Annotated in this window: 10 protein-coding genes; all 10 read left to right on the top strand. The window is 52.7% G+C overall.

Annotated elements, in window-relative coordinates; translation table 11 throughout:
• Positions 1 to 174 precede the first annotated feature (174 nt).
• The 10 genes from ACJJIL_RS09495 to ACJJIL_RS09540 are packed head-to-tail and all read left to right on the top strand — an operon-like array spanning position 175 to position 23,320.
• A complete protein-coding gene (locus ACJJIL_RS09495) occupies positions 175 to 504 on the top strand; it encodes an isochorismate lyase (RefSeq protein WP_444900718.1) in 330 nt (109 codons plus the stop codon).
• Complete coding sequence (locus ACJJIL_RS09500; RefSeq protein ID WP_445361793.1) at positions 501 to 1,916, top strand: isochorismate synthase; 1,416 nt, start codon at positions 501 to 503, stop codon at positions 1,914 to 1,916. The genes ACJJIL_RS09495 and ACJJIL_RS09500 overlap by 4 nt, the downstream gene beginning before the upstream one ends.
• A complete protein-coding gene (locus ACJJIL_RS09505) occupies positions 1,894 to 8,517 on the top strand; it encodes a non-ribosomal peptide synthetase (protein WP_445361794.1) in 6,624 nt (2,207 codons plus the stop codon). The genes ACJJIL_RS09500 and ACJJIL_RS09505 overlap by 23 nt, the downstream gene beginning before the upstream one ends.
• Before the next feature lie 48 nt (positions 8,518 to 8,565).
• Positions 8,566 to 14,151 carry a non-ribosomal peptide synthetase gene (locus ACJJIL_RS09510; RefSeq protein ID WP_445361795.1) on the top strand — a complete coding sequence of 1,862 codons (5,586 nt, stop codon included), beginning with the start codon at positions 8,566 to 8,568 and terminating at the stop codon, positions 14,149 to 14,151.
• The gene (locus tag ACJJIL_RS09515) at positions 14,152 to 15,945 is read left to right on the top strand and encodes an ABC transporter ATP-binding protein (RefSeq protein ID WP_445361796.1); all 1,794 of its coding nucleotides are present in this window, start codon (positions 14,152 to 14,154) and stop codon (positions 15,943 to 15,945) included.
• Positions 15,942 to 17,696 carry an ABC transporter ATP-binding protein gene (locus ACJJIL_RS09520; protein WP_445361797.1) on the top strand — a complete coding sequence of 585 codons (1,755 nt, stop codon included), beginning with the start codon at positions 15,942 to 15,944 and terminating at the stop codon, positions 17,694 to 17,696. Before ACJJIL_RS09515 ends, ACJJIL_RS09520 begins: the two co-directional genes overlap by 4 nt.
• Entirely contained in the window at positions 17,693 to 18,793 is a 1,101-nt protein-coding gene (locus ACJJIL_RS09525) for a saccharopine dehydrogenase NADP-binding domain-containing protein (protein WP_445361798.1), read from the top strand. The genes ACJJIL_RS09520 and ACJJIL_RS09525 overlap by 4 nt, the downstream gene beginning before the upstream one ends.
• A complete protein-coding gene (locus ACJJIL_RS09530) occupies positions 18,790 to 19,941 on the top strand; it encodes a class I SAM-dependent methyltransferase (RefSeq protein WP_445361799.1) in 1,152 nt (383 codons plus the stop codon). Before ACJJIL_RS09525 ends, ACJJIL_RS09530 begins: the two co-directional genes overlap by 4 nt.
• A 9-nt stretch (positions 19,942 to 19,950) precedes the next feature.
• Positions 19,951 to 22,224 (top strand): class I SAM-dependent methyltransferase, encoded by a 2,274-nt coding sequence (locus ACJJIL_RS09535; protein ID WP_445361800.1) that lies wholly within the window; start codon positions 19,951 to 19,953, stop codon positions 22,222 to 22,224.
• Positions 22,214 to 23,320: a Gfo/Idh/MocA family oxidoreductase gene (locus ACJJIL_RS09540; RefSeq protein ID WP_445361801.1), complete on the top strand. Its 1,107-nt coding sequence runs from the start codon at positions 22,214 to 22,216 to the stop codon at positions 23,318 to 23,320. Before ACJJIL_RS09535 ends, ACJJIL_RS09540 begins: the two co-directional genes overlap by 11 nt.
• The last annotated feature ends 50 nt before the right edge of the window (positions 23,321 to 23,370 follow it).

Here is a 23,370-nt window from a genome sequence, read left to right on the forward strand (position 1 = left end):
CGGGATCATTATTTTTGATGATGTTCGAATTATTTCTCTTTAGTGACAAGTAGCACACACTCTCTCCACCCTGACGCCCAAATCCAAAACAGACATCCCGTTGATTTCTAAAATGATATGTTATAACGTTTCATTATCAATGGGAAGATGAACAGCTTAGGTGATGGAGTTTCTATGCAAGCAACGAAGCTACCAATGGAGTGTGAAAATCTGAATGAGATCCGCCAAGGTATCGATTCCATTGATCGCGAGATCATCAGGCTGTTGCAGCGGCGTATGGGGTATGTTTTGTCAGCAGCCCAGTTCAAGCCGGATGAAACGAGTATTCCTGCTCCAGACCGGGTTGCGGAGATGTTGATTGACCGCCGTCGTTGGGCTGAGAAAGAACAACTTTCCGCAGATTATATAGAGCAGCTTTTTACCGGGATTATTCACTGGTTTATCACTCAGCAAAAGCTGCATTGGCGCGCTGAGCGCGGCTTGCCAGTTGAGGAAGGTGTATGAAGGGCCGCTCTAAATATGCTGGCCTGGAAGCCTGTTTGCAGGAAGCCAAGTCCAGGGTAAGCCAGGGACAGCCAGAGGTTCTGGCATCGTTTTCATCTCCATGTCATAGACGCAACCCAATAGGGTTGTTTGCCTCCGGCTATCAGCATGAAAGGTTCGCGTCTCTGTGGGGTGTGTCCTCTAGAGATGAATATGCTGTGACCTTTGGCTCTGCCTGTGAATTTAGTTGTGCCCCAGGGGAATCTTGGTCTGAAATCCAAGCCAATTGGCAAAAATTGATGTCCTCCGCTGTGGTAAGCGGGGGGCATCGGCCGGTTTTGTGTGGTGGGTTTGCTTTTGATAGCCAAAAAGATTCCTCATCCTTGTGGCAAGACTTTCCCGCAGGGGCGCTTACGTTGCCCGAGTTGGCCCTTTACTGTGAAGGGGATCGCAGTTATCTGGTAATGAATTTTATCGTTACCGATCAAACAGAATGCAATCAGACTGCGGAGCGGGTGAAGGCGCGGTGGCAGCATATTTTGTCTCGTAGCTCTGACCTTTCTGCGAATGACAATTTGTTTTCGGTGGAGTCTGATTTTAGCCAAAATTATGCAGGCCAAATGGCTTGGCAGCAGCGTGTAGTAGGCGCGGTCGAATCAATCAAGCGCAACGAATTTCAAAAAGTAGTACTCGCTCGTTCTGAATCACTGAACGCGGATTGCTGCCCGGGAAGTATTCTCGGATATTTACAAGAATCTTACCCCGATGCCTATTTGTTCGCCTTTTCCCGCGGAAAAAGTTGCTTTATTGGGGCTTCGCCTGAGCGCTTAGCGGCTGGCAAAGACGGGCGTATCAGTACCGTTGCTTTGGCCGGTAGCGCACCACGGGGAAAAGACCCGGCAACTGATTATAAATTGGGAATATCTCTGCTCGACAGCGATAAGGATCGATTTGAACACGACCTGGTTGTTCAACATCTGCTTTCTATTTTACGCAAATACTGCCATAGCGTAGCGGAACCAGAACCGCCCCAGCTCTGCAAATTAAAGCAAATTCAGCATTTGCTTACGCCGCTGGAAGGCTTTGTGAAAGATGGCATAAATCTATTGGATATCTTATCGGATTTACACCCCAGTGCTGCGGTGGGAGGCCTGCCGAGGAAAAAAGCACTGAAGTATATCCGTGAAAATGAAGGCCTGGATCGCGGCTGGTATGCCGGACCTGTTGGTTGGCTCAATGCCGAGGGGGAAGGGGAGTTTGCTGTTGCACTGCGGTCTGCACTTTTCACCCCGGGCAAGGTGACACTATTTGCCGGTTGCGGCCTGGTTGAAGCCTCCCTTCCTACCCACGAGTATCGTGAAAGTTGCATCAAAATGCGTGTTATCCGAGACGCAATAAGGAGCGTATCTCTTGTCGCCGAAGCCGCAGAATAAATCAGAGCCAATCAGTCCGGCCAGTTTGTTAAAGGATTTAGTTTGTCAGGCTATTGATGCCGATATTAATGGCATTCATCCGCAGGCTGACTTAATTGCACTGGGGCTCAACTCAGTACAAATCATGAAGATAGCTGGTCAATTAAGGCAGAAAAAGATCAAAGTAAAATTTGCTGATCTTATTGCAGTGCCTCAATTAGAAGCCTGGCTTTCTCTACCTCAGTTGGTTACTGGAACTGAAGAAAGTACCAGTGAACATTTATCTGTGCCGGGAGCCTTTGATGAAGGCACTCCCTTTGATTTGGCACCGATGCAACATGCCTATTGGATTGGACGAGACCCGAACCAATATTTAGGGGGTGTAGCCGCACATTTTTATCATGAGTTTGATGGCCAGGATGTAGTACCTGATCGATTGGAACAGGCTGTGCGCTCCCTATTCGAGCGGCATGGGATGCTGCGTGTTCAAATCCTCGATGATGGTCGACAGCAGATTCCCGTAGAAGTGAGCTGGCCCGGTTTAAAGGTTCATGATTTCAGGCATCAGGCTGCCGCAGAAGCGGAGCAGAGTCTTATCGCTGTTAGGGAGCAACTCTCCCATCGGCAGCTGGATATATCGCAGGGCGAGGTTTTTGATGTACAGCTCTCATTGTTACCTGCGGAATTAAAAGCTGGCGGCACACGCCTACATATTAATCTGGATATGGTAGCTGCAGATGCCTTTAGTCTGCGCGTGTTACTGAATGACTTGGCCAAGCTCTACCTGGAACCAGAGCAGTCCCTGGTACCGCTTAATTACAGTTATCCGCGCTACCAGGCTGACCGCAGCGCTCTTCACTCAAAGGAAGAGCACCGAGCTGAGAAGCAGCAGGCCAAAGAACACTGGCAGGGTCGCCTGGCAGATTTGCCCGGTGCCCCTCAGTTGCCAACCACAATAGGCGCTGAGTCTAAAGATACTCGTCGAGTTGTTCGGCGTCACTATAGCTTGTCTGCTGACCAGAAAAACCAGCTAGCGGAACTTGCGAGCCGTCACGGTATTACTTTATCCATGACCCTGGCAGCGGCGCTTGCTGAAGTGCTCACTGTCTATAGCGAAGAGTCAGACTTCCTGCTGAATCTCCCCCTGTTCGACCGGGAATCCCGGCACCGGGATGTCAACTCCCTGGTAGGAGACTTTACTTCTTCGATCTTGCTTGCCTGGCAGGGCAGCCAGAGTGGAACCTTCGTTGAGCGTGCGCAGCATTTACAACACAACTTCCGTCAGGATGTAGCGCACGGGAGTTACTCTGGCGTAGAGGTGCTGCGTGACCTTAGCAGACAACAGGGGCAAACGGTGTTTGCGCCGGTTGTCTTTACCAGTGCGCTTGGGCTGGGTGAATTATTTGGCGAGTCAGTTCGGAGTGCCTTTGGAGATGTCAATTGGATTATCTCCCAAGGGCCACAAGTGTGGCTGGACGTACAGGTTATGGAGCTCAAAGGCGGCCTGTCTGTAAACTGGGATGCGCGGGAAGCTGCTTTTGCTCCCGGCGTTCTGGATGGCATGTTTGCGGCCTTTACGCAGTTACTGGAATGCCTGATCGGTAGCCCGGAATTCTGGGCCCAGCCGATACCATCGCTGCTGCCAGCGGAACAAAAGCAGCAGCGCCAGCAGGTAAATTCCACAGCCAAGCCATACCAGCCTCACCAATTACATGAACATTTTTTTAGCAATGCCAAAAACTGCCCAGAAGCAGTGGCTCTCTATTGGAGCGGTGATCAAATCCGTTACGGGGAGTTGGCCCACAGTGCTTTGGCGATGGCCGCGTATTTACAGCTTCAAGGTGTTGAGCCCGGTGATTTGGTCGGTATTTTATTACCCAAGGGGCCGGAGCAGATTATTGCAGCCTTGGGCGTATTAGCGGCAGGAGCGGCTTATCTGCCACTGGGTATAGACCAGCCACCGTTGCGTAGAGAGCGCGTACTGAAACTTGCTGGAGCCAAGCTGGTTATAGATAACTTGTCTGTGCTCTCCGGTGTCGCGCCTTTATCCCAGCCTGTTGTGGGACAGGCAAAAGATCTCGCCTATACCATTTTTACCTCTGGCTCTACCGGTGAACCCAAGGGCGTCGAAATTAGTCACGGAAGTGCCTGGAACACCATAGCGGACATTAACGCGCGCTTTTCGGTTAACGAAAATGATCGCGTGCTGGCCGTATCGGCATTGGATTTTGACCTTTCCGTTTACGATATTTTTGGGCTCTTGTCCGCCGGCGGTGCATTGGTATTGGTTGAAGAGGAATCCCGGCGGGATGCTGAGCGCTGGCATCAGCTGGTGTGCCAGCATGGCGTTACTGTGTGGAATACGGTGCCGGCGCTTTTGGATATGCTGCTGACCACGGGTGGTAATACCCCAGCTGGGGAGCTGCGCCTGGTATTAAATTCTGGCGACTGGATCAGCCTCGACCTGCCGGAACGATTAAAGCGCGTAAACCCAGGTTGCCGCTTTATCGCTTTGGGCGGCGCCACCGAAGCTTCTATTTGGTCGAACAATTTTGAAGTCAAAGAAGTTGATTCCTCTTGGCGATCTATTCCCTATGGTTACCCTTTGGCCAACCAGCAATTCAGAGTGGTGGATGCCCAGGGGCGTGATTGCCCCAATTGGGTGACAGGGGAGTTGTGGATCGGTGGTGCTGGCGTTGCCTTGGGGTATCGCGGTGCTCCCGGTATCACCGCAGCCCGTTTTGTGACAGATGAAGGTAAGCGCTGGTACCGCACCGGAGACTTGGGCCGCTACTGGCCGAACGGGTGCCTGGAGTTTTTGGGCCGCGCCGATAACCAGGTCAAGGTGCGCGGACACCGCATTGAACTCGGTGAGATTGAAGCGGCACTGACTGCGCACAAAGGGATTGCGCAGGCGGTCGCACTGCTGACTCAGCGGGGTGTGGTTGCGGTTGTCGTTCTGGAATCCAAATTATCGCAAGGGAATATAAATCCAGAAAAGTGCTTTGTTGATTTGCAGCAGTTGCAGGAACCTTTGAACGATTTGCGGGAGTTCCTGAGTCAACGATTGACCAGCGCCATGTTGCCCAGTGAGCTTTGCTGTCTCGCTGAAATACCGCTTACCGCCAATGGCAAAATTGATCGCGGCGGTTTACAGCAGTTTGCCGATGAATCCCTGTCGCAGCACCAGGCAAAGCAGAACCCACCGCAAGGTAAATTAGAGCAGCAGGTGGCTGCCGCCTGGTGCAAATTCCTCGATGTTACCGATATAGCGCGGGACGATAACTTCTTCGCACTTGGGGGTGACTCCCTGTTAGCAACCCGTGTTGTGCGAGACCTGCGCGAGTCTGGCTTTGAAGGTGTCACACTGTCGGAATTATTTAGCCAGCCAAGCCTGGCCGACTTTGCTGCGACATTAGTTCAAGACCCACCTGAGAACCTACAGCCAAATAAAGGCACTACCGAAATTGCTGCTACACCCTGGCAATCAAATAAGGCCAATCGGTACGCCGCTTTTGAACCTACCGATGTCCAACGGGCCTATTGGCTGGGAAGGGACCCAGAATTTGTTTTGGGTGGTATCGGTTGTCACTTTTATCGCGAATATGACGTTGTTGATCTCGATCTGGAGCGCTTGGAATCTGCGCTAAATGCCATGATTGCCCGCCATGAAATGCTGCGGGCTGTATTCGACAGCGAAGGTCGACAGCGCGTCCTTGCCAATGTGCCGAGATTTTCCATCGATGTTACAGAGGTAGACAGCGATCCAGCTTCTGCTTTTGCGCAACTGCGACAGGAGTGCGCGGAGCAGGTGTTTGAGCCCAGCCGGTGGCCACTGTTTGATGTCCGTGCTGTGCGCTGTGGGCGCAATACCCGATTGGCTATCGGTTTGGATAATTTGATTCTCGATGCCTTCAGTATTCTGCTGTTTTATCGTGAGTTAAATATTCTTTATCAAAGCCCTGAAACCCATCTACCTTCTATCGAACTCTCTTTCCGCGACTATGTGCGCAATGTATTGCCGCAAACTACCGCAGTATTTGATAGTGATCTTGCCGAAGGTCCCCTGGCTGCCGCAAAAACATTTTGGCAGCACAAATTATCAGAGCTACCCCCCGCGCCCCAATTACCCATTGTTCGGGAGCCGGCATCCATTGAACGGCCGCATTTCGTGCGTCATCAACAGCATATCGACAAGAGTACCTGGCAAAGCCTGGTTGCACGTGCTGCTGAACAGGGAATCACGCCTTCGAGTCTGCTTCTAACCGCATTTGCCGAAGTGCTTAGCCGCTGGAGCAGTCGCCCTGATTTGAGCCTGAACCTTACCTTATTCGACCGCCGTGAGATTCACCCGGATATTTATCGGGTAATGGGCGACTTTACCTCTTTGACCCTGGTGGGTTACCGGCCAGAAGCCAGCGACAGTTGGTTGGCAAGAGCGCGAAAAATACAAGGGGAAGTTGGTGCGGCCCTGGAGCACCGTGATATTTCCAGTGTCAGCTTGATGCGGGAGTTAGCTCGCCGGCAGAGTGATGCGGACGCCACAATGCCTGTGGTATTCACCAGCGCCCTGGGTATTCCCGGTGGTACAGCGGCTCCCGAAAATGGGCCTCTGCGAGAACCCATCTGGGCTTTGACACAGACACCGCAAGTCTGGCTGGATCACCAGGTGGTCGAGGTAGAGGGCGGTGTTTATTTAAATTGGGATGTGGTCGAAGCACTGTTCCCCGAGGGAATGTGCGCAGAGATGTTCCAAGCCTATATCGGTTTGCTCCATTGGGCGGGTAGTGCCGAATGGGATTTGATGCCCCCGGATTTATTACCTGATTCTCAACGGGGAAAAAGAGCCCAGCTTGAGAAGCGCACTGCAATTGACTTCGCGGATAATTTATCCCAGCGATTTTTCCAGCAGGCAAGGGATAACCCCCAGAGCACCGCTTTGTATTGGGGCGACGGAATTTCTTTGAGTTATGGCGTCCTGGCAGAACGCGCCCTGCGTATTGCCGCTTGGTTGTTGGAAAGCCAGGTTTCTTTGGCGGAGGTGGTCGCCATTAACCTGCCGAAAGGGCCCGACCAGATTGCCGCTGTTTTGGGGGTACTCGCAGCGGGGGCCGCTTATTTGCCCATTGGTATCGACCAGCCTCAGGCCAGGCGAGACTCAATGTTGCGCCGGGCAGATGTAAAAATTGTACTCGACAAAAATACAATTCAGCTGGCCTATCAATTTGCACCTATTGCCGAACCGATTGATACCAATCCGGAACAACTGGCCTATATCATTTTCACCTCTGGCTCTACCGGCGAGCCCAAGGGAGTTGAAATCAGCCACGGTGCCGCCTGGAACACGATAGCGGATATCAACGAACGCTTTTCTGTTACCGCCATGGATCGCGTGCTCGCTGTATCAGCCCTGGATTTTGACCTCTCTGTTTACGATATTTTCGGATTGCTATCGGTGGGCGGTGCGCTGGTATTGATTGATGAAAAGGATCGGCGGGATGCCGAGCGCTGGCATCAACTGGTATGTCGATATGGCGTTACCCTCTGGAATACAGTACCGGCGCTACTGGATATGTTGCTCACTGTCGGTGCCGATACGCCGCCGGGCGCATTGCGCTTGGTATTGAACTCCGGGGATTGGATTGCCCTGGATTTACCGCAGCGCTTAAAACAAATACAGCCCGATTGCCGTTTTATCGCACTGGGTGGTGCCACTGAAGCTTCTATTTGGTCCAACAGTTTTGAAGTAAAAGAAGTTGACCCAAGCTGGCATTCGATTCCCTATGGATACCCACTGGCCAACCAGCAATTTAGGGTGGTGGATACCCAAGGGCGCGATTGCCCTGACTGGGTTACAGGTGAACTGTGGATTGGCGGTGACGGAGTCGCCATGGGCTATCGCGCAGCACCAGAGTTAACCGAAACGCGCTTTGTCACTGTCAATGGTGAGCGCTGGTATCGCACAGGGGATCTTGGGCGCTATTGGCCGAATGCCTGCCTGGAATTTTTGGGACGTGCCGATAGCCAGGTCAAAGTGCGTGGCCATCGTATTGAGTTGGGTGAAATCGAAAGCGTACTTACTCGCCAAGTGTTTGTGCAGCAGGCCCTGGTGCTGGTTAATGCACAAAAGTTAGTTGCTGCCGTTGTGCTCGGGCCCCAGTGCCCAACAGATTTTAATACTGACGACCTACGGGAATACCTTCGCTCCCAGCTGCCTTCTTATATGGTCCCGGATTTCGTTGTGACTTTGCCGGAAATGCCCCTGAGTGCAAATGGCAAAGTGGATCGCGCTCTAGTTTTAAAGCAAGTAAATGCAGCAGAAAAGCCGGAACAACAGAAAGCCCCTGAACTGGCAACAGACAACGAACGCTTGGTGGCGCAGATTTGGCAGGAGCTTCTCAGCTTGCCAAAGATTAACCGCGATCAAAGTTTCTTCGAACTCGGTGGTGATAGTTTATTGGCGACCCGCTTTATTGACCGCCTAAAACAGCAGCACCGTTTGCTCCTTCCCCTCAGACGTTTATTTGCCTCTCCGAGACTGGCAGATGTTGCCGGTGCCCTAAGCACAATGGAACCGCCAGTGGATATTGATGCGGATATGGTGGAAGAGGGCGTGATATGAATTTGATAAGTAAATTATTTTTCAGCGATTGGACGGAGTTTTAACCCCATGACGGCTATGGAACTGATCGACGAACTACAAGGGCTTGGGGTTGAACTTTGGACCGAGTCTGAACAATTGCGTTTCCGCGCAGCCAAAGGCCTGCTGACCGAGCAGCACAAGCAAAGGTTACGGGAGCATAAGTTACAAATTATTGAAATATTAAACGCTGCTCAATCAGGCGCTGGCAATGACTCTGGTTTGGGGGTGGTGGTCGAGGCCGACACAGAAAATCGGCATGAGCCTTTCCCTTTAACCGATGTACAGACTGCCTATTTGTTGGGGCGGCAAAATGCATTTGGCTATGGTGGCGTTGCCTGTCACGGCTACCTGGAGCTGGAATATCCCGGATTAAACCCAAAAGGTTTGCAGGAAGCCTGGAACCAGCTGATTGAGCGTCACCCTATGTTGAGGGCGGTTATTGAGCAGGAGGGATATCAGCGGGTCCTCCAGGAAGTGCCGCACTACCAGATGATCAGTCAGGACCTCACCGGTATGGATGAGGAAGCCTTGGAGCTCGCCCTTAAATCGGTGAGAGATGAACTGGACCACCGTGTGTACACCATTGGTGAGTGGCCGATGTTCGAGCTGCGCCATACCCGCACGGATAAAGGACATATCGTACATTTCTCTATGGATGCACTGATCGCAGACTGGGCCAGTGCGGGCATATTGTTTAGCGAGCTTGATGTTCTGCTAGCGAATCCCAGTGCGTCCCTACCTGCACTGGAAATCGATTTTCGCGATTACCTACTGGCCGAACGGAGTCTACTGGACAGCCAGGGTTACCAAAACGATCGCCGCTATTGGTTGGACCGCCTCGATCAACTGCCGGCAGCACCTGAGCTACCGGTATTGCCGCCAGCCTCAGAAGTGGAATCTGTGCGCTTTAATCGCCATCACTACCGCCTGGATATTACCCATTGGCAGAAACTGAAGCAGCGAGCCGGTGCTGCTGGACTGACCGCATCAGTTGCCGTACTGGCTGCTTACGCCGCGGTATTGCAACGTTGGAGTCGTCAGCCACGCTTCAGCCTGAGTCTTACTTTATTGAATCGATTGCCCTTACACCCTCAGGTGAATCAGCTGATCGGGGATTTTACTTCGGTCAGTGTATTGGCGATTGGTCATTCCACAGGAAAGTCCTTTCGCGATTGGGCGGCCAGTATCGGCGAGCAGCTGTTCAATGATATTGATCACCGCTTGTTCTCCGGCGTGGAATTACTGCGGGAGCTATCCCGTGCACGAGGACCGGAGGCCGCATTGATGCCGGTGGTATTTACCAGTGCTATTGGCCTGGGAGATACAGAAAAACCTGCCAGCGGTAGAGAGTCTGGCAGAGGAATTACCCAGACACCGCAAGTCACCTTGGACTGCCAGGTGAGAGATGACGCCGATGGTCTGGAAATCAACTGGGATGTGCGCCAGGGCGTTTTTCCATCGGGCCTGGTGGAAGACATGTTCGCGGCATTTACCGGCTTGTTGAATGAGCTTTCCACGAGTGGCGATGGGCAATGGCTGAGTACATCTCCGGTTTCTTTACCCGAGTGGCAGCAACAGGAGAGACATCAGGTTAATCAAACCGATGGACCTGTTCCTTCAGCGTTATTGCATCAGGGCGTATTTGCACAGGCAACGGCGACGCCGGAAGCTACCGCCATTATTGATTGCAATGGCAGTGTCAGTTATGGCGACTTGGCAAAAAAAGCGGCGGGCATCGCCAAAGCTCTGGCCAAAGAAGGTTTCCAGCTGGGGGGCCGCGTTGCTATTGCAATGCCGAAAGGGCGAGAGCAAATAGCGGCGACTCTTGGTGTGCTCCTGGCCGGTGGTATCTATTTGCCACTGGATGCGGCACAACCGGAAATACGGCTCAATAAATTATTGCTCAGTGCAGAGGCGGAACAGGTCCTGACTCTCAGTGACCTCGCCAGCCAAGTTCAGTGGCCATCAGAAGTACAGGTGATCAGTGTCGATACCTTGGCTCCTGAAACTGAAATTCCTCTGGCCAGCAACGGTGACCCGGAGCAGCTCGCTTACGTTATCTATACGTCCGGTTCTACCGGCGATCCCAAAGGGGTGATGATTAATCATCGGGCCGCTTTGAATACGGTGCTGGATATTAATCGGCGTTTCGAGGTGGGCTCGAGCGATCGTATCTTGGGTTTGGCTCAACTCAGTTTTGATTTGTCGGTCTACGATATTTTCGGCCCCTTGGCAGTGGGTGCGACTTTGGTATTGACCGATCCGGCCCGTGGCGCAGACCCTTCGCACTGGGCGGAGGTCATGGATGAGCACCGGGTGACATTGTGGAACTCTGTTCCTGCGCAGTTACAAATGCTGGCTACCTATTTGGATACAGAACCTCGTCCATTGTCTGAGTGGCGATTGGCAATGCTGTCGGGAGACTGGATTCCGGTTACTTTACCGGAACATATCAGGCGCCATGTGCCAGCACTCGACCTGATCGGTATGGGTGGGGCTACAGAAGCTGCGATTTGGTCCAATTACCACCGTATTGAGAGAGTCGACCCTGCTTGGAGCAGTATTCCCTATGGCGTGCCGCTGACGAACCAGGGCTTCAGGGTATTGGATAGCCAATTGCGCGATGCCCCTGTGTGGGTAGCGGGTGAGCTGATGATTACTGGCCTCGGATTGGCCGATGGTTATCTCGGTGATGCGGCGCTCTCTGAACAGAAGTTCTTTTCTCATCCGGTGGATGGCCAGCGCCTTTATCGCACTGGTGACTTGGGCCGCTATTTACCCGGTGGTGAACTCGAGTTCCTGGGCCGTGAAGACGGACAGGTAAAAATTCGCGGACACCGTATTGAGCTGGGAGAAGTGGAGTCTGCATTGCTGGCCCACCCCGCAGTGTCAACAGCGGCGACGGTGATTGAAAAGAAAGAGGGAGACTCGCGAGCGGATTTAAATCTGTTGGGTTTTGTGGAAAGCCGTCGCTTAGATGATGCAGAACCGGCGACTATTGATCCCGAGCTGGTAAATTCAGTGCGTCAGTTTGCGCACTATCAGGCTGGTGAGCCAGAAGCTGTCAGTGTCGGCGATTATGTCCAGGCACTTGAAAATGCATCCCTGTTATCGATGCTTCACGGTCTGGTGGAATTAGGGGCGTTTACAAATTGTGAGCAGGGATATAGTTCAGAAGAAGTTCTCTCCTTAGCCAAAGTACATGAAAAGCATCACTGGTTAGTGCGTCGTTGGTTGGACCTTCTCGTTAACGCAAAGCTGCTCAGCTTATCCACTGCCAGCTCCAGTACTGAGGAAAAATACACGCGAACCCAAGAAATTGATGCTTCCGCTGTTGATGCTGTGTGGAAGCGAGTTGAGCAGGGGATTGAAAGCAGCTTTTGTAATCGGGAATTCCTGCAATATCACCGGGATCATATCGAGTTATTACCGCAGTTATTAGCGAATCAACAAAACCCATTTGAGTTGTTGTTCCCCCAAGGCGACCAGCAGGTGGCTTTGGCTCTCTATCGAGATGATCTTATCGCCCGCTATAACAATGCCGCCGCTGCCGCATTAATTAACCGTATTGCCGCCCAGAGCGATAGAGGGTTAAGGGTTCTTGAGCTGGGTGCGGGCACAGGGGCTACCAGCGCTTCTGTTATTCCTATGTTGGATGGATATGACGTCGATTATCTATTCACTGACATGACCGCATTTTTCCTGACTGAGGCTCGCCGCCAATTTAAAGAGTGGCCTTGGGTACGCTTTGGATTAATGGATCTCAATACCGACTATCGCGCCCAGGGTTTGGCTCCTAATAGCGCAGATGTCATTTTGTGTGCAGGTATGCTCAACAGTACCCGAGATCCAGAGGCGGCTATTGCCAGTGTTGTGGAGTTACTGGCACCCGGAGGCTGGTTAATCCTGACTGAGCCAACGGTGGATCACGCCCATATCTTACTTACCCAGGGCTTTATGATGGACCCGGCGGGTGATGATCGCGCTTGTGGTGCGACCAAGTTCCTTTCTATCGGGAAATGGCAGTCGCTGTTGAAAGCCAATGGCGCCGGACAGATTCTTTCCCTGCCTGAAGATGACCATCCTTTGTCTGCCTTCGGCATGAATCTACTGGCCGCGCAGATGAAAACTGACAGACAGGATTTGAGTGCCAGGACACTGCGGGACTTTTTAGCGAATCGGTTGCCCGCACATATGGTGCCCGCACATTTGCAAGTTCTCGACCAGCTACCGCTCACCGCCAATGGCAAGATCGATCGCAAAATGCTCGCCGGTTGGCGCCCTGCGACTGGCGATGCACAAGAGGCCGCGCACTCAGAACAGATGGACCCTCTGGAAACGGCTCTGTGCAAACTCTGGGCTAATGCACTGGGCCTCGATAATGTGGGCCGACAGGACAGCTTTTTCGATCTCGGTGGTGATTCGCTGATTATGGCGCGGGTTGCAGGGCGATTGCTGGAAGAAATTCCGGAAGCGAAACCTTTCACTTACGACGCCTTGTTGCGCCACATGCTCAATGGACCAACGGTTGCGGCATTGGCCAGAGCACTGAGAGTTGAGCCGGGTGCCGTTGCAGATGAGCAGGCAGACACGGATAGCGACAACCTGGTGGCAACTACCCGCGAGGGCAGCAACTCCTTGATGGTTCCTTTCAGTCATATAGGCGAGGGTAAAGGAGCATCCAAAGAAGAGGCGCCGGTGCGGATTATGTTCCATGCAGCCCTGGGTACCCTGGATTATTTCCAGCACTTGGGCAAAGCGCTTGCGGCTCAAGATCTGGGTCCAGTATTTGGGATTGCGGTAGCGAATACGGAAGAGTATTTGTCGATCGATGCAAAAGAATTAATCGAGCGCACCGCCGACGATTACGCCCAGCGAATAATTGACGAGGGCTACCAGCGCTGCCAGTTAATTGGTTACTGCCTGGGTGGTCTGCTGGCGACGGAAGTTTCGCGGAGATTGCTGGAGTGCGGGGTCGATGTGATTGACCTGAGCCTGATCGACAGTATCCCAATGTTTGTCGATACCGATGAAGAGCTGGCTTTCGAAGCGATTTTTGCCCCCAACCTAAATCTCGATCCAGTAAAAGCGGTATTTGGTGAGCATATCGAGAGCGAAGATATTTCCCGCGCGATCGAGACCTTAATGCAGAAACACAGCGGTCGTGTTCCCGCCGGTGCAATGGCAGAACTCGATGGTGATGCTGGGCTTAAAGCGGTAGCCGAAGCCGTGCGACAACGCTCTGAACTCACCCAGGAACAGCGCCTGGCCAGTTATACCGAAATGGCCTCTGCCCAGGCGGGTGTGCCGGTCGAAGCCGCGATGATACCGGGGCTTTTCCGGGTGTGCCGACACAGTATGCGCGCCGCCTGTTTTGACCTTCCTCCCTATATTGGCGATATGACGTATTTGCGCTGCCAGGAAGAGCAATCCTTCGGTGTCACCGCCGGCGTAGGGCATATGGCTGCGCCTTATTGGCAGGAAGTTTGTCTGGGTGATTTTGAGTTAATCGATGTGCCGGGCAATCACTTTAGCGTTATGGAACCGCCGCAGGTTGCCACCGTCGTCGAGCATTTGGCAAAACCACTACAACGCGGTAAAGCGGACAAATAGATGGCTGAGCAAATTTTGCCAAAGTCCGACCTGCGGGAACTGATGCGTCCATTTCGTGGCCTCGTGGGGCTGGGGGTGGCGCTCGGTGCTTGTGGTGCGCTCACTTCGCTGATCCCTTTTATCGGTATCGTTGAGTTGGCTCGCCTGCTCCTTGCGCCGGATATCAGTGATATTGCCGAGGCGATTATTCCTGTTGTGTTGGCGATAGTTGCCGGGCTGGCGATGGGCTGGATTTGCACCGTAATCGGTTTGTGGTTAACCCATATTGCGGATCAGCGTATGCAGGCGGAACTGCGACGTGCCCTGGTGCGGAAATTGGGGCAGGTGCCTCTGGGTTGGTACAGCGAGCACACTTCCGGTGCGGTCCGCAAGGCCGTGCAAGATGATCTCGATGATCTCCACCATATGGTTGCGCACCATCAGGTGGAGTTGGCCGCTGCGTTTGCACTGCCGCTGGCGGGCTTGGGCTATTTATTCTGGCTCGACTGGCGCTTGGCCCTGTTAGCGGTAGTTACCCTGCCAATTTACCTAGTGTCCTACGCCTGGATGATGCGTGGTTTCGGGGGAAAAATGCAGCAGCTGGATAAGGACTTTGGCCGGGTCAGTGCTGCGATTGTTGAATTTGTCCACGGTATTGCGGTGGTCAAGGTTTTCTCTCAAACCGGTCGCGCCCACAGGAATTACCAACAGGCCGTGGAAGATTTTAGTCGCCGTTATACAAGCTGGGTTACACCGCTTGTGCGTCTGGAGGCAGTCACCTCTCTGGCCCTGTCGGTGCCGGTCATCATGTTGGTGAGTCTGGGAGGGGGCGCCTGGTTGGTAGTGAATACAGGCATTCAGCCAATCGATGTTCTTGCAACCACACTGATCGCGGTAATGATTCCTCAGACCATCCTGACTTTGAGCCAGGGATTAACCGCCCAACAAAAAGCCAAAGCAGCCGCAGGCAGGATCGATCACTTATTGGAGGTTGAGCCCCTGGCTGTTACCTCTGAACCCAAAGAGCCCAAAGATGCAGGGCTGCTCTTTAAGCAGGTCAGCTTTGCCTATACCCAGGATCGGCCGGTATTAAGCGATATTACTTTGCGCTGTCGCCCCGGTTCGATAACAGCTTTGGTTGGGAGTTCCGGTGCCGGGAAATCCACCCTGGCCAAGCTGGTGCCTCGTTTTTATGACGTGACCCAAGGTGCTGTACTCCTGGGGGACGTCGATGTCCGTGATATTGCTCCAGACAATTTATATCGACATGTGGGTTTTGTACTTCAGGAGACCCAGCTGTTGGCTGGCACTGTGGCAGACAACCTGCGCCTTGGGCGCCCGGATGCCAGTGACCAGGAGCTGGAGGATGCAGCGCGCAGTGCCTGCATTCATGAACATATTTTAAGTTTCCCCCAAGGTTACCAGGCGGTTATTGGCAAGGATGCCTTTTTTTCTGGTGGAGAAGCGCAGCGCCTAAGTATCGCGCGCACGCTTTTAGCAGATGCCCCTGTGTTGATTTTGGATGAAGCCACAGCCCACGCAGATCCGGAATCCGAAGCGCAAATTCAGCAGGCATTATCCTGCCTGGTGCGCAATCGCACGGTACTGGTGATCGTCCATAAGCTGCACACCATCACCGGTGTCGACCAGATTGCGGTCCTGGACGGCGGCCGCTTGGTTGAATGCGGAACTCACCGGCAATTGTTGGCTGAGGGCAAGCACTACGCGGAATTATGGTGTTTGTACAACAGTGCCGAACAGAGTGAAAAAGCAATGAGTGGTGAGGCTCAGGTTATTAGCGGGGTCTCATCATGATTCGCAGTTTGCTCGCCATTCTCGGACCTGCGCATCGCCTTGAAGTTGGCATTTATGCGGTATGGCTTCTCGCCTATGGGGTTTTGCAGGGAATCGCGGTGACACTTCTGGTGCCTCTGCTCAGCTCACTGTTGGCCTCTGAGATGCAGGCGGTTGGCTTTTGGTTGATCGCTCTGTTCTCGGTTGTTGCGATCGCCTGCGTTGCCCGTTACCAGCAAACCATTAAAGGGGCTGCGCTGGCCATTCTGGTATTGAAAACCCTGCACAATCGATTGGGTGAACACCTCTCTCAACTTCCTCTGGGTTGGTTTAACTCCGAAAAAGTGGGTCGTGTATCTCGCAGTGCAACCGGGGGCACCTTGATGGTGACCAATGTCTTTGCACATTTGCTACCCCCTGTTGTCAGCGGTGTTGTCACTCCGCTGACAGTGGGGGTGGCAATGTTGTGGTTTGACTGGCGACTGGGGCTGACCGCGTTGTTGTTTGTGCCCTTGATTTATGTCGGCCATCGTTGGTCCTCCCAGTGGATCGGCGCCATGGAAACGGAAGTGGATGCTGCTGGTGCTCGCGCCAGCAACCGGGTAGTGGAGTTTGCGCGCAACCAGGCGGTAATGAGGGCATTTGGTAAAAACGTCAGTGGTTATCTCCCACTGGAAGAGGCGATTGCCGGGCAAAGCGGAGCGGCGGGTTCCATGTTGCGGCAGACCTTCCCCCGCTTGTTTGCCGGTGGATTTATGGTGCAACTCGCCTTTGCCGCAGTGATTGCCGTGGGTGTTTGGCTCACGCTCAATCAACAACTTCCCCCTATTGAATTGGTGGCTTTGCTAGCTTTGGCGGCCCGATTTACCGGTCCTCTGGCGGAACTCGCCGGGCGCAGTGGTCTGCTGCGCATGGCCGGTAATGATTTGCACAGACTGGCCGCTATCTTTTTTGAGCAGTCGCTACCTGAGCCATCCAGATCTCAGCCTTTTACCGAGCAGGGTGGGTTGGTTGAATTTTCAAATGTGAATTTTAGCTACGAGTCGGGGCAACCGGTATTGAAGGATCTTTCCTTTAGGGTTTCTCCGGGTACCACTACAGCGATAGTCGGTGCATCAGGCTCGGGTAAAACCACCATCACTCGTTTGTTGTTGCGTTTTTTTGATACCGACCAGGGCCAGGTAAAAGTGGGCGGGGTGGATGTGCGGCAACTGCGCACAGAAGACCTGATGCGGCAGATCTCTATCGTTATGCAGGATGTGTATCTGTTCAGCGACACCCTGGAAGCGAATATTCGACTGAGTCACCCCGAAGCCAGTCAGGAAGCCCTGGAACGTGTGGCGAAACTGGCTGGAGTAGACGAGATTATTGAGCGCTTGCCCCAGGGATGGCAGACGCAGGTAGGTGAGGGGGGCGCTGCACTTTCTGGTGGCGAACGCCAGCGGGTTTCTATCGCCCGTGCCCTATTAAAAGCTGCACCTATTGTTGTGCTGGATGAAGCAACAGCAGCACTGGACCCGCGCAATGAAAAGTACCTGAACAGTTCCCTGCAGCAATTAAAACAAGGGGCCACTGTCATTGTGATCGCCCATCAATTATCCACCGTTATGAACGCGGATCAAATAATCGTACTTGAAGAAGGTGCGGTGGCTGAAGTTGGCAATCACCGCAAGTTGTTATCACTGCAGGGTCTGTATGCACATTTTTGGCAACAGCGCAGTCAAGCTACTGGCTGGCGTTTGGTTGAGTCCGATATGGGGGTAAGCCTATGACAATTGCGATTTTAGGTGGTTATGGCGATGTGGGCGCAGCGGTTACCGGTTATTTAAAGTCCCTCGAGTTGGGTGCTATGCGTATCGGTGGTCGCAACGCACATAAACAGCCGCTATCCAGTGATTCGGTAATTTCTTATCAGACGGTGGACTACCTGGATACAGCCTCACTGGATCAGTTTGTAACTGGCTGCGAGGTTCTGATCAATTGTGCAGGACCTTCACATTTAATTGGCGACAGGGTTGCCAAAGCTGTGGCACAAGTGGGAGCTGCCTATATCGATGTTGCTGGCGATGAAGCTCTCTATGAGCAACTCGATGGATCCTATTACCAGAGTCATGGTTTGACTGCAGTTTTATCAGCCGGCTTACAGCCGGGGCTCAGTAGTCTGCTACCACGCTGGCTGGCAGAGCAGGAGTTTTCACAGGTAGAGAGCCTGATCAGCTATTTCGGCTTGCGCGATCGATTTACCGATGTCGCCGCCGATGATTATTTGCAAGGCGCCAACGAACAGCACAGCAAGCCCTTGGCGGCCTGGCGTAATGGACGCCGGGTGAATGGAATGTTGAAACGCCGTTCCGATGTCGAGCTGCCCTTTTTTCCTGAATCTACCACTGTGCTTCCGTATTTAAATAGCGAGGGCGAGCGCCTGGCTCAGGATTTATCCCTCTCTGATGGTGATTGGTATAACGCGGTTAGCGGCTCTTATATTTTATCCGCCTTTAATACTGCCCATGGTTTTAGCCGCGATGAAGCGCGTGCAGCCCTGTGTCGGGCCAGTGAACTGGATCTGGCGGGGCGCGATCCCTATGTGCTGATGCTTTTGCAACTTACCGGTAAATACAACGAGCAAGAGCGCACTCGCACCGCCGCGTTGCGGGGCAGTGGCAATGCCGATCTAACAGCAGCAGTAGCCGCAGTTACCACTATGGCTGTACTTCGCGATGAAATCCCAGCGGGTTGTCACTACTGCGCCCAAGTATTGCCGCCGGTGTCAGCGATGGAGCGTATGTCGGAGATTGGGGCATTCAGTTTTTTAACCACCCTGGAAACAAGTATTGAAGATATGGTGCGCCTTGAGGAGGGAGCCATTTGAAAAACCTAACACCTCCACCCGCCGATACCGCCCATGAGGCTGGGCTGGCAGCTTTACCCGCTGAGCTTGCTACAGACAGTGGTTTGGCAAAACTGCCGGCTGCAATGCAGAGGCTTGAGTTTATCAGCCTGCGGGCGATTATGGAGTTATTTTCCTCCAGCGGAGCGCTGACTCCAGAGAGTGTTGGGCGCGGCAGTGAGGAAATTATTAATACGCTAGGTACCGCCTGCCGACACCATTGGCTGGTTCGCCGCTGGCTGGTGGCCTTGGTTGAACGAGAGTTTTTGAAGCTCAGTAATGGCAACTACTCCTGGGAGCAAATTCCTGAGAGTGCAGTCGGAGCAGATAAATTACCGGAGGCCTACGGTGCGTTGGGATTTCCACCGGAAATGGCCGAGTCACACCAAAAGCTCCTGAGGCATTTGTCTGAACTGGTGCGGGATCAAGTTTCCATTAATCAACTGCTGTTCGGGAATGGAGAAATACTAACGGCACTGGCCGCTTACCAGAACAACTGGTTTACGACATATCTCAATTATGCCGCAGCGTACATCGTAAAACAGGCTGTCAAGCCTGGGCCTATGCTGAGGGTGCTTGAATTGGGGGGAGGTGCAGGCCTAACCACGTCGGCAATTTTAGATGCTTTAGCCGGAAGGCCGGTTAATTATCGCTTTACCGATGTATCGCCAGTATTTACCACTGCGGCACAGAAAAAATTTCGCAATCACATCGGTTTGCGTTGCAGCCTGCTCGATATCAATGTCGATTTTTCTGCACAGTCAATTGCGCCGGCAAGTACCGATATCGTTGTGGCTGGCAATGTTTTGCACAACGCTGCTCATATTGGCCAAACGCTACAGCGTATTCGCAGGTCGCTTGTCCCTGGTGGCTGGCTATTGTTTAGCGAATCCACTCGGGATAACCACGCCATGTTAACGGCAATGCAGTTTCTGCTTTCCCCTGCTGAATCCGGGACTCTTTTGGGCAGTGAAGATCGGCGAGGGGGCTCGGATCAGGTATTTATTGATAGCGCAGCCTGGCAGGAAGAGCTGGTTAGCGCTGGCTTTGAGATTAAGTACTTCCTGGCACCCTCGACATCGCCGCTATCAGTAGCCGGCCAAACCTTATTTGTTGCAAGGGCGGTTTAAGGGACTGTGATGAAAGTAGAAGCAATAGCAGCAAATATTTTAAGTGGTTTGGAACAGTTGGGTGAAGATCCCGCATTATCACTTGAAGGCTGTGACTGGAGTGGCAGTCAGGTGCTGACTTGGACTGGTTCCGTGGTTGCAAAGCTCAGTGAGCAGCTTGCAGAACAGGGCTCACAGCGAGGCAAAACACTACTCTGGCAAGCTGATAATTCTGGGAATGGATTGCCTCTGCTGATGCACTTGGTGGCACTAAGGCTGGGCATCGGGTTTGAACTTGTGCCTGAGGCGAACCCAGAGAAGGATTGCTTGACCTTAGAGGTACAAATCCCGAATGCGTTAGAAGGTCATCGAGGTGAGTTTTCGGTATTGCTGGCAGAAAACATCACCGTGGAGACAAACCTTACCTTACTCGAAGCGCAGCAAGAAGCTTTGGGGCCTATTCAGGGAAAGGTCGCCGTATTTTCTTCGCTCAATGAATTTGCTCGCTTTGGTATTTTCGCAGCATGGAGTTGTGGGCTACCTGTGCGATTGCAGGACCCCGCTATCAACCCAGCTAAAGCGCTGGTTGCTCTGGAGCGTTCAGGGTTTTCCGGCGTGGTATTGACGGCAACTTTGCTAAAAGGCTTGGTCGCACACCCGGCATTAGCCCTGACCAATCTCAAAAGCCTGCAATGCCTTTTGTATGAAACCGATGTCTTGCTATCACAATCTCTGTTGCGAGATATTCAACGCTTATTGGCAAACGATATTTCCGGTTGGGTCTGTACCGATAAAGGTATAGAACCTGTTGCAAAGGCCCAACAAGCCCAGACCCAAAAGCTTGCGACTCTTGTTGAAAGTGTTGCGAAACACCCTGCGGTCGCCAGCTCCGTGACAATTCCCCTTACTGGAGAGAATCGCTGGGCGGTCTTTGCGCAGCCCAAAATGCAGGCAGAGGCCAGTAACCTTGATATGGCAGGGTTGTTCGAGCGAATTAATACCGAGCTGGATGCAGAATTTGCCCATATTGATTTGGAACATGCGGTAAAGGTAACGGAACAACTTAACGCTACTGCTTTGCTATCCATGCTGAATGCTTTCAGTCACCTGGGATTGTTTTGCGATCGACATTCAGTACACAGCTTAGCGGAAATACTTGAAGCCCCTCCGGTGGCTCAGCAGCACCGAGCTTTGATCAAGCGCTGGATCAAGGTTTTGCAGGAGCAGCAGTTACTAAGTACTGATGGCGAGTATTGGTCGCCAGAGGTAGATCCAGACAGCTACAGTGATGCTGCCCTGGCTCTAGCATGGACTCGGCTGGAACAGGAATGGCGGAAGTTGTCTGGAGCCAGTAAAACGATCGATTACGCCCGCGCTAACGCGGAACAATTACCGGATCTGATTCGGGGCAAAGTCCAGGCTGTGCACCTGCTGTTCCCCCGTGGTAGCACTGAGTTGGCGAGTGCGCTTTACCGGGAGGGTATAGCGGCCAGGTACCAGCAGCATTCAGTAAGAGCTTTATTGAAGTCCATCTTAAATAATTGGGAAGGCCAGCAACAGACTCTGAAAATACTGGAAGTTGGCGCTGGCACTGGGTCGACTACCCAGGCTCTACTGCCAGTGTTGGATGGTGTCAGTGGCCATATCAACTTTGAATACCAGTTTACGGATATCTCTGCGGCTTTTATCGACAGCTTTTTCGCAAAACATGGGGGGCAGGAGCAGCGCCCTTGGTTGCACCGTGGATTGTTTGATATTGATCGTTCACCGCGCAGCCAGGGATTTTCCCCCAATAGCTTCGATGTAATTATTGCTGGTGGTGTTTTTAACGCCGCCCGCGACACAGATGCGTCATTGCGCAGGGCAGCCGAGTTATTGCGCCCAGGTGGTTGGTTCATTATGACGGAGCCAACCAGTGAGGAGTTTTGGGTGATGGCATCACAGGCGTTTATGTTGGTGGATGCCGTCGATGAGCGCACAGATACCGGTGCAACCTTCCTGTCACTTTCCCAGTGGCACAACGCCATGGATGCCGCCGGCTTACAGCTGGTTATGGATTTGCCTGTCTCCGAACACCCTTTGTCCAGACAGGGGCACCGCTTCTTTGCCTGTAGAGCCAAGCAACATCAAATGCGACTGTCAGCAGATTGCCTGGCCGAATATCTCGATCACTTTAAGTCAGAAATTTATATCGAAGTTTTGGACAAATTGCCTTTGACTCTTGAGGGGCAGATAGATAAGGACCAATTAGAGAAATGGGCCGTGTCCATGGCTGAAAACCGGGGAGAGTCAAATGGGAATTGATAACCGCAAGCGGGTTGTCGTTGCAGGGACAGGTTTTGGTCGTATTTATCTCGAAGCCCTGACATCGTCCAGATTACCCGGCCGAGAATATTTTGAACTCTCTGGATTATTGGCTCGTGGCAGTGATTATTCGAGGAGCTGTGCCGAGCAATATGGAGTACCGCTCTATACCGAGGCAGAGCAGGTCCCCGATGATATCGATATTGTGTGTGTTGTTGTGCGTTCTGGTGCAACCGGGGGCGAGGGTTCTGAAATAGCACAATCGTTTCTTAAACGAGGCATTCATGTATTGCAGGAGCATCCGGTCCACACCAAGGAAATTACTGCAAACCTGCTGGCGGCAAAGCAGGGAAATGCTGCTTACGCGGTTAATACACTATATCCAAATTTGCGTCCTACCAGGCAATTTTTGGCGGCGGCCGAATATTTGCGTCGGCACCAGTGCCTGGAGATGGTCGATGCTATCTGCAACAGCCAGATGGCCTATCCGCTTTTGGATGTTATTGGTCGTGCAGTGGGAGGGCTTCGCCCCTGGTCTTTTAGCGAGCCGGTGCAACCAGAGGGCCATCCTTTTCAAAGTCTGTCGGCTACCTTTGGTGGTGTGCCCATGACTTTGCGTATTCAGAATCAGGTTCATCCACAGGACCCTGATAATCATTCCCTGCTATTACATCGGCTTGCTATAGGTGGCGAGGCTGGGGTTTTGACTTTGACTGATACTCACGGCCCCGTGCTCTGGAATCCCAGGTTGCATTCACCCAGGGACCAAACCGGTCGGCTTATTTTAAAGGGCGAGGGTACAGAGCGGCTGGCCGTTCCCAGCATGGTTACCCTGGGCGATACGGAAATGCGTAGTTACCACGATATTTTTGCCCTCACTTGGCCGGAGGCGGTTATTGAGGCTCTGCACTCCCTTTGTACTGATATCGCACAACCCGAGAAGCGCAAGCAAAGTGGTCAATGGGCATTGAGTGTCTCAATGGCGTGGAGTGATTTAACGGCCCGAATCGGTATGCCGACTTTGATCCAGCCAGGGGAGCCGGAGCCGGTATCAGTTCAGGCACTCGCGGATATTGTCGGCCAGGCTTGCGACTAGAGTTTTAAGAAAACACGAACAGCACAAAAAAAGTGATTACGGAATTTTTA

The organism is Microbulbifer maximicatervae (SeqCode) (assembly GCF_052468095.1).